Raw genomic sequence first — 8,590 nt, forward strand, 5'->3', positions numbered from 1 at the left:
ATAATGAGAAATTTGTATTTAATTGATGGTAGCGGTGTTGCTTATAGAGCTTTTTTTGCTTTAGATCAAAATCTAAAAACTACAACTGGAATATACACCAATGCAATTTACGGTGTAACTAAAATGATTTTAAAAATATTAGAAAAATATGTTTTAAAAAATGAAGACGCAATAATTTTTATTATGGATAAAAAAACTGTTACATATAGACATAAATTACTTGAAAGTTATAAAGCTAACAGACCAGAAACACCAAAAATATTTATAGATCAAATACCATATATTTTAGAAATTGTTAATGCTTTAGGAATTAAAACTATTGCTGAAGAAGGTTATGAAGCTGATGACGTAATAGCTACATTATCTCTAAAAGGGCAAAAAGATTTCAATAATATTTACATATTATCTTCTGACAAAGATTTAATGCAATTAGTTAATGACAAAATTAAAATGCTCAGAATAGGTAGAGGAATTACTGACATCATAGAATATGATGTTAATAAAGTGCAAGAAAAATACGGTTTTGGCCCTGAAAAAATACAAGATTTCCTTGCATTAACAGGTGATGCTGTAGATAATATTCCTGGTGTAAAAGGCATTGGCGAAAAAACAGCTACCAAATTAATAAAAGAATTTGGATCGCTAGAAGAAATATATAAAAACGTTAGAAACACCACAAAATCAATACAAAAAAAATTAGTTGAAGGAAAAGAAATGGCTTTTTTAAGCAAAAAACTCGTTCAACTTGTTACAGACGTTCCTTTAGATATAAATTGGAATGACTATATTTATAGAGGTTTTAATGATAATTTAGAAGATTTACTTAATGAATTTGAGTTTAAATCTATTTTACGAGAATTAGGTCTAAAAGAAAGAAAAAAAGCTATAAAAATTAATGATTTACCAGAAGTTGATGATTTATCTTCTAAAGGTAGTTACGAGTTGTTATCCCATAATAACTTAAAAGATTTTCTTGAAACACTAAAAAAACAAGATGTTGTTTCTTTTGATTTGGAAACTACATCTATAGACCCTTATCAAGCTGATATTTTAGGGATCGCATTATCTTTTGAACCAAAAAGAGGATATTATATTGATATTTCGAGTGAAACTTATGAAACAAAAATTAAAATTTTGGGAGAATTATGGGATATCTTGAAAAATAAAAATTTAATAGGACAAAATTTGAAATATGATCTATCAATTATGAAAAATAATGGGTTTGATTTTAAAATCCCTTACTTTGATACAATGATTGCTGCTTACTTAATTTCTCCTGATTCCAGACGTTTTAATATGGATGATTTAGCTAAAAAATATTTGAATTATGAAACAATAAAATATAACGACGTTGTAAACGAAACACTATTCGCAAATACTCTAAAAGATGTTGATATAAATACTGTTGCAGAATATTCAGGTGAAGATGCTGATATTACTTTAAGATTATTTCATGTTTTAAGGCCTAAAATTTATGAATTTGAATTAGAAAAAGTTATGTTTGAAATTGAAAATCCTTTAATTCCTGTTTTGGCACAAATGGAATTAAACGGTGTTTATTTTGATATTCCTTATTTAAAGGAACTTGAAAAAGAATATACTATAATCTCAAATAATATTCTAAAAGAAATTAAAGATATGGCTGGATATGAAATAAATCCTAATTCTCCTAAACAAATAAGAGAGCTTTTATTTGAAAGATTGGGCTTATCTCCTAAGAAAAAAACTAAAGGAGGAAAATTTTCTACAAATGCTCAGGTATTAGAAGAAATGAAAAATGATCATCCTATAATTCAAAAAATACTTGATTACAGAAAATATCAAAAATTATTATCAACTTATATACAAGCAATTCCTAAACTTGTAAATAAAAAAACTAAAAGAGTTCATACATCTTTTAATCAAACTGGTGCCGCTACAGGAAGACTAAGTAGTAGTGATCCAAATTTACAAAATTTACCCATAAGAGAGGTTGAAGGCGAAAAAATTAGAAAGGCTGTAAAAGCTGAAAAAGAGAATTATGTGCTTCTAAGCGCTGATTATTCACAAATAGAACTGAGAGTTTTAGCTCACATGAGCAAAGATCCAGTATTAATAGAATCATTTAAAAAGAATTTAGATATTCACACAATAACTGCTGCTAAACTTTTTGATGTACCAGAAAATCAGGTGGACCATCACATGAGACAAATTGGAAAAATGATTAATTTTTCTATTATTTATGGTGTTTCTTCTTATGGTTTATCTGAAAGGACGGGTGTATCTGTTAATGAAGCTGGAATATTTATAAAAAAATATTTTGAATTATATAAAAATGTAGAAAAATATCAACAACAAATATTATCAGATTTAGCAAAAAATGGTTATGTTGAAACTTTATTTGGAAGAAAAAGATTTTTAAATAATTTAAGATTAAATAAAAATGATTTAAAACGCATGGCTGTAAATACTCCTATCCAAGGAACCGCTTCTGATATTATGAAATTAGCAATGATAAAATTGAACGCTAAATTGCCAGAATATGCAAAAATGATTCTTCAGGTTCATGATGAAATAGTCATTGAGCTTCCTGAAGAGAAAAAAGAGGTAGTTTCTAAAATTGTAAAAGAAACTATGGAAAATGTTATTGCGCTTGATGTTCCACTTAGAGTAGATATTAATATATCTGAAAGGTGGACAAAGTGAGGCGATTTTATGAGAAAGTTATGGATAATTTTATTACTATTGTTAAGTATTTCAATTTTTGGTCGAATTACTATAAATTTTAGATTTCTTTTTACATTTGGAAGTACAAATACAACATATAGTCAATATGTAAAAATACATTATATAGAAGATTCTTCTGTATCAACTATATCCTTTAACTTTAATACATATCCTCAAGATATAATAATAGATAATGAAGAATTTACTGTTTTTTCAAAAACACAAAAATTCATTACGGGATCAGGGAGAATAATAATTAAATACAATAATAGAAAATATGAATTTTTGCTTCAAAATGAAGAGTTAGAAATAAGTTTAGATAAAGAAATTAAGCCAAACATAAAAATTATATCTTATACTAAAGAAGTATCTCCAAATGATGATTGGTATAATGATTCTATGAAAATAGTTTTATACTCTAATACCTTTGGTATTGTAAAACTATACGATTATGAAAAACTTATTCATCCAGGTAAAAATGAAATATATTTTCCGATTGATTTGAATGATGGCAACTATCAAACAACCTTGTTCATATATAATAAAAAAGGACTATATAAAAAAGATATCGCTTTTGAAGTTAATAGAAACAAAAAAACCGCAACTAAATATATAGTTTTAAGTATTTTAGGATTATTTTCTGGTTTTATCGTATATACTATTATTAATAACAAATAAAGGGTTTTTACCCTTTATTGTTATTTTTTAAAAATTTATCAACTTCTTCACGATTTGGTATAGAAGACTGTGCTCCTTTTTTTGTAATAGCAATTCCTGCTGCAGCCGATGCGAATTGTATAGCTTCTTTTATACTTTTTCCTTCTTCTAATGCTACAGCTAATGCCCCATTAAATACATCTCCTGCTGCTGTAGTATCTACTACATTTTCTATTTTAAATACTGGAATTTTCAATATTGAATTCCTGTTGTATAATATTATTTCTTTCTCTCCTTGTTTTAAAATTATATTTTTTATTCCAAGATTGAAAAATCTTCTTAATGCTTCTTTTAATTTTTCTTCTGGATTTAAACCAAAAAATTTATTTGATAAGTATTTAAATTCCTCTTCATTTGGTGTAAAATAATCCACATATTGAAAAATTTCTTTTTCTATATTTTGAGCAGGAGCTGGGTCAAATATAATAATTTTCTTTTTTGTTTTCAATGCTTTTGCTATATGAAGTGATGTTTCAAATGGAATTTCATTTTGTAATAGAAAATACTTATATTCATTTAATACATCCAATTTATTTTCAACAATTTCTGGAGTGATAAATCCATTAGCACCTTCAAATATTATAATTCTATTACAACCGTTTTTTGTAACTTCAATATATGCTCTCCCAGTTGGTAAATCTGTGTAAATATACCCTTTAATATTTAATTTGTCAAAATTACTCGCCAAATTTTTACCAAAATCATCATTACCTAAAGCTGTAAAAAAATATACATCTTTTTTTGATAATTTTGCTGCTGTTACTGCCTGGTTAGCTCCTTTCCCACCTGGAAAATACTCAAGAGATATAGCTTTTTGCGTTTCTCCAGGATTAGTAAATCTCTCTACTGTTAGAACAATATCCATATTCGAACTTCCTACTACGCCTATCATTTTCTCTCCCCCTCACGCAAACTATTTAATATACTTAATTAATTTTTGATATAACATATCTAAATAAATTGCTGAATATAATATAGAGCCTCTTATTGTAATTAAATCCCAATCTGAAAAATATGTTTCTTCATTTCTATTATTTCCCAAATAAAAATAAGAAATCAAATCAAAATTGCTTTCTCCTTTGTTACCATCGCCTATATCGATATTGTTATTTGATATATCTAAAAAATCTGCATCTATTAAAACATGTGTTAATCCAAAAGACAGCGCATATATATTCCCATTTGAAATCTCTGCTCTAAATGATCCAGGAAAAAATCTCGACTCCTGCATTATAATCGCCAATATCAATTCTACAGGTATATCGTTTAATTTTATTTTTTTAGGATATAAGTCTGAAGATGTATATTTCAATCGATTTAGTTCTATATTTGAATTTAGGTATGTATATGCTATATCTACTAAATATTCCGAAAAATTTTTTAAATCATTTTCCGATAAAGATTTATCTGGATAATAATAATCAAACCACGCTTTAAAGGTAGAAGATGAATTATAATATTCCGTTATTTTAGAATATAACTTATTTATCAAATTTTCTCTTTTCTCATATTTTGTTTTTCGTATAGGATTCAATGCTGGATATAGTTTATTTGAATTAGATGGAAGTTTTTCATCATAATAATCTATTAAAAATAAGTTAGATGAATCATTTTTAAAATGTTCTTCAGTTATATTTTTTATATAATTTTTTATTACTGGATCATAATTTGGAACGTCTTCCAAATTTTTAGTTTTAGTGGTATAATTAATTTCCCCAATAAAATATTTATAAAATTCCAAAACATTATCATCATAACCATAGCCATTCTCATTCGCTAATTCTATTAATTTTTCAAATGTATAATTACCTCCACGATTATATCCAGTTGCAATTAATCTAATTAATAACTCTTTTTGTGCGTTTGTTAAATCACTAAAGTTTGTGTCTTCTACTTTTGGTAATCGAATACATGAAGAAAAAATTATTGTCAAAAATAATAATAAAATTACAATTCTTTTCATATTATCAACTCCTTGGGTTTATTATATCATATTTTTGGATACTCAAGCATACTCAATTATACTTGCGCATACTTATAATAAAAAGGAATAATCATGAAATTTTCTTCATGCTTGCCATTTTTTCAAAAATTTTTCATTTTGAAATTTAAAAAACAAAATGTATAATAAACATTGTCGATAATAATTTAAAGGAGGAGTCGTTATGCCTATCAATTTAAAAGGAAGAAGCTTGTTATCACTAAAAGATTATACTCCAGAAGAAATAAAATATTTATTAGATTTATCTTTTGATTTGAAATCTAAAAAAAGAGCTGGTATTAAAACAGAAAATTTAAAAGGTAAAAATATTGTATTAATTTTTGATAAAACATCAACAAGAACAAGAGCTGCATTTGAAGTTGCTGCTTTAGACGAGGGAGCACATGTAACTTTTTTAACAAACAGCCAAATGGGAAAAAAAGAATCTATTGAAGATACTGCAAAAGTCTTAGGAAGAATGTATGACGGAATTGAATATAGAGGATTTAAACAAAAAGTTGTTGAAGATTTAGCAAAATATTCCGGAGTTCCTGTATGGAATGGTTTGACTGACGAAGCTCATCCAACTCAAGGATTAGCTGATGTTATGACAATGATGGAATTCATTCACAAACCATTAAATCAAATGAAAGTTGTGTTCATTGGAGATACAAGAAATAATGTTGCAAATACATTAATGAGAATATCTGCAAAATTAGGCATGCATTATGTTGCAGTGGGTCCTGAGTCATTAAAACCATCTGATGATATAATGAACGAAGCTTTAGAAACAGCAAAAGAAACAGGTGCTATTATTGAATATACATCTAATTTAGATGGCGTTAAAAATGCTGATGTAATTTATACTGATGTATGGGTTTCAATGGGTGAAGAAGATAAAATGCCTGAAAGAGTTGAATTGTTAACTCCATATAGAGTTGATATGAACTTAATTAAAAGAACTGAAAATCCTAATGTTATTTTCTTACATTGTCTCCCTTCATTCCATGACTTTGAAACAATTGTTGCAAGAGAAGCTAAAGAAAGAGGGTTAGATATAAGAGAAGTTACTGATGAAGTGTTTAGAAGTAGACATTCAAAGGTTTTTGATCAAGCTGAAAATAGAATGCATACAATAAAGGCTATTATGGTTGCTACTTTATAAAAAAACTGACAGGGGGGAAAATAATGAAAAAGTTGGCAGTAGTTGCTATAGGTGGAAACGCAATGAATAGACCTGGTGAAAAACCTACAGCAGAAAATATGTTTAAAAACATTAGAACAACAGCATCATATCTTGCAGATATGATAGAAATGGATTATGATATTATAATTACACATGGAAATGGACCACAAGTTGGTAACTTATTATTACAACAAGATATTGCAAAAGATACTATTCCTCCATTTCCTATGGATGTATTAGGAGCTATGACACAAGGTTATTTGGGATATATGATTTCTCAAGAATTGAAAAATATTCTAGAGGAAAGGAAGATAAAGAGAGATGTTGCAACTGTTGTAACTCAAATTGTTGTTGATAAAAATGATCCTGGATTTCAAAATCCAACTAAACCTGTAGGTCCTTTTTATAGTGAAGAAGATGCAAAAAAGATGCAAGAAGAAAAAGGTTGGATTTTTAAAGAAGATGCTGGAAGAGGTTGGAGAAGAGTTGTACCATCACCAATACCTTTAGATGCTATTGAAAAGAATACTATAAAAGATTTAATTGAAAATGACGTTATTGTTATCGCTGGTGGCGGAGGAGGAATCCCTGTTATTATTGATGAAAACGGTGAATTAAAAGGTGTTGAAGCAGTTATTGATAAAGATAGAGCATCTGCTTTGTTGGCGAAAGAATTAAATGCTGATGAGTTTATAATTTTAACTGCTGTAGAAAAAGTTTATTTGAATTTTAACAAACCAGAACAAAAAGCTTTAGATAAAATTACAGTTAATGAAGCTGAAAAATTTATCGAAGAGGGTCATTTTGCAAAAGGCAGTATGTTGCCTAAAATAGAAGCCTGTGTTTCATTTGTAAAAGATACAGGGAAGCCCGCATTAATAACTGATATGGAAAAATTAAAAGATGCTTTAGAAGGAAAAACTGGAACTAAAATATTACCATAATATAATTAAGAACTAAAACCATTGTCTGGATTGTGAATCTCTCCCTCTCCCCACAATCCAGACCTTTTTATTTTGGAGGTGATGTATGTATATTTTTCTTGATTATGATGGAACTCTTATAAAAAACAAAGAAGAAGATTTTCAAAAATATTATTTTTATAGTTTTTTAAATTATACTAACATTAAAGATAAAAAAATAATTGATATTATTTTAGAATGTACTAAAGAATTAATAAAAAAGAATGATAGAAAGGAAAACAATTTAGATTTTTATATGAATTTACTGGCCAAAAAAACGGGAAAAAGCCAAGAGTATTGGTATAATACCTTTTTTGATTTTTATGAAAAAGAGTTTCCTAATTTAAAGAATATTATTATTCCAAATAAAAAATTAATAAATAAAATTAAAAAGTCCAATCATAATTTCATTTTTGCTTCGAATCCTGTTTTTCCAGAAATTGCTATTAATCACAGAATAAACTTCATAAATTTAGATTTAAATGATTTTATTTATATATCTACTATGGAAAATTCTTATTTTTGTAAGCCTAATCCAAATTATTTTTTGGATATTTTGAAAAAATTAAAGATAAAACCTGCAGATTGTATAATGATAGGTGACACTGATTTTGATAGAGCTTCTTTAAAAGTGGGAATAGATTTTATTCATATTTCTGAAGAGGACAAATGGGAAAGCATATTATAAATAAAAAAAGCAGCCAAATGGCTGCTTTTTTGGTGGCGGCGAAGAGACTCGAACTCTTGACACTGCGGGTATGAACCGCATGCTCTAGCCAACTGAGCTACGCCGCCATAAAAAAAATGGTAGCGGGGGCAGGATTTGAACCTACGACCTTCGGGTTATGAGCCCGACGAGCTACCAGACTGCTCCACCCCGCACCGCATATGTTTGTAGTACAGAGTAAAAATAAAATGGTGCCGAGGGTGGGACTTGAACCCACACGAGTGTCTCCACCCAACGGATTTTAAGTCCGCAGCGTCTGCCAATTCCGCCACCTCGGCATTCCCATTTCTTCCTTATTTAACCGTATTTAT

The 8,590-nt window shown here is 27.9% G+C and carries 7 protein-coding genes and 3 tRNA genes; 5 read left to right on the top strand and 5 right to left on the bottom strand.

What is annotated here, in order from left to right; translation table 11 throughout:
- Positions 1 to 3 precede the first annotated feature (3 nt).
- Complete coding sequence (polA, locus tag BUA62_RS08550; protein ID WP_072865434.1) at positions 4 to 2,685, top strand: DNA polymerase I; 2,682 nt, start codon at positions 4 to 6, stop codon at positions 2,683 to 2,685.
- Positions 2,686 to 2,694: 9 nt separating this feature from the next.
- Positions 2,695 to 3,384: a hypothetical protein gene (locus tag BUA62_RS08555; protein ID WP_072865436.1), complete on the top strand. Its 690-nt coding sequence runs from the start codon at positions 2,695 to 2,697 to the stop codon at positions 3,382 to 3,384.
- A gap of 7 nt (positions 3,385 to 3,391) precedes the next feature.
- On the opposite strand, the gene rbsK is transcribed toward BUA62_RS08555, so the two are convergent.
- A complete protein-coding gene (rbsK, locus tag BUA62_RS08560) occupies positions 3,392 to 4,315 on the bottom strand; it encodes a ribokinase (RefSeq protein ID WP_072865438.1) in 924 nt (307 codons plus the stop codon).
- A gap of 21 nt (positions 4,316 to 4,336) precedes the next feature.
- On the bottom strand, positions 4,337 to 5,386 hold the full coding sequence (locus BUA62_RS08565; protein ID WP_072865440.1) for a hypothetical protein: 1,050 nt from the start codon (positions 5,384 to 5,386) through the stop codon (positions 4,337 to 4,339).
- Between the two features lie 202 nt (positions 5,387 to 5,588).
- Here BUA62_RS08565 and argF point away from each other — a divergent pair, with 202 nt between their 5' ends.
- The 3 genes from argF (at position 5,589) to BUA62_RS08580 (ending at position 8,240) form a co-directional block, all read left to right on the top strand.
- The gene (gene argF / locus BUA62_RS08570; protein ID WP_072865442.1) at positions 5,589 to 6,569 is read left to right on the top strand and encodes an ornithine carbamoyltransferase; all 981 of its coding nucleotides are present in this window, start codon (positions 5,589 to 5,591) and stop codon (positions 6,567 to 6,569) included.
- 23 nt (positions 6,570 to 6,592) lie between these two features.
- Positions 6,593 to 7,534 (top strand): carbamate kinase, encoded by a 942-nt coding sequence (gene arcC / locus BUA62_RS08575; protein WP_072865444.1) that lies wholly within the window; start codon positions 6,593 to 6,595, stop codon positions 7,532 to 7,534.
- Between the two features lie 85 nt (positions 7,535 to 7,619).
- On the top strand, positions 7,620 to 8,240 hold the full coding sequence (locus BUA62_RS08580; protein WP_072865446.1) for an HAD family hydrolase: 621 nt from the start codon (positions 7,620 to 7,622) through the stop codon (positions 8,238 to 8,240).
- Between the two features lie 30 nt (positions 8,241 to 8,270).
- Here the strand turns inward: BUA62_RS08580 and BUA62_RS08585 are convergent.
- From BUA62_RS08585 to BUA62_RS08595, 3 genes are all read right to left on the bottom strand, one after another.
- A tRNA-Met gene (locus BUA62_RS08585) sits at positions 8,271 to 8,347 on the bottom strand.
- A 10-nt stretch (positions 8,348 to 8,357) separates the two neighbouring features.
- Positions 8,358 to 8,434: transfer RNA gene (locus BUA62_RS08590), tRNA-Met, on the bottom strand.
- Positions 8,435 to 8,468: 34 nt separating this feature from the next.
- A tRNA-Leu gene (locus BUA62_RS08595) sits at positions 8,469 to 8,557 on the bottom strand.
- Between the last annotated feature and the right edge of the window lie 33 nt (positions 8,558 to 8,590).

This window comes from Marinitoga hydrogenitolerans DSM 16785, assembly GCF_900129175.1.
In the GTDB taxonomy this organism is placed as follows: Bacteria; Thermotogota; Thermotogae; order Petrotogales; family Petrotogaceae; genus Marinitoga; species Marinitoga hydrogenitolerans.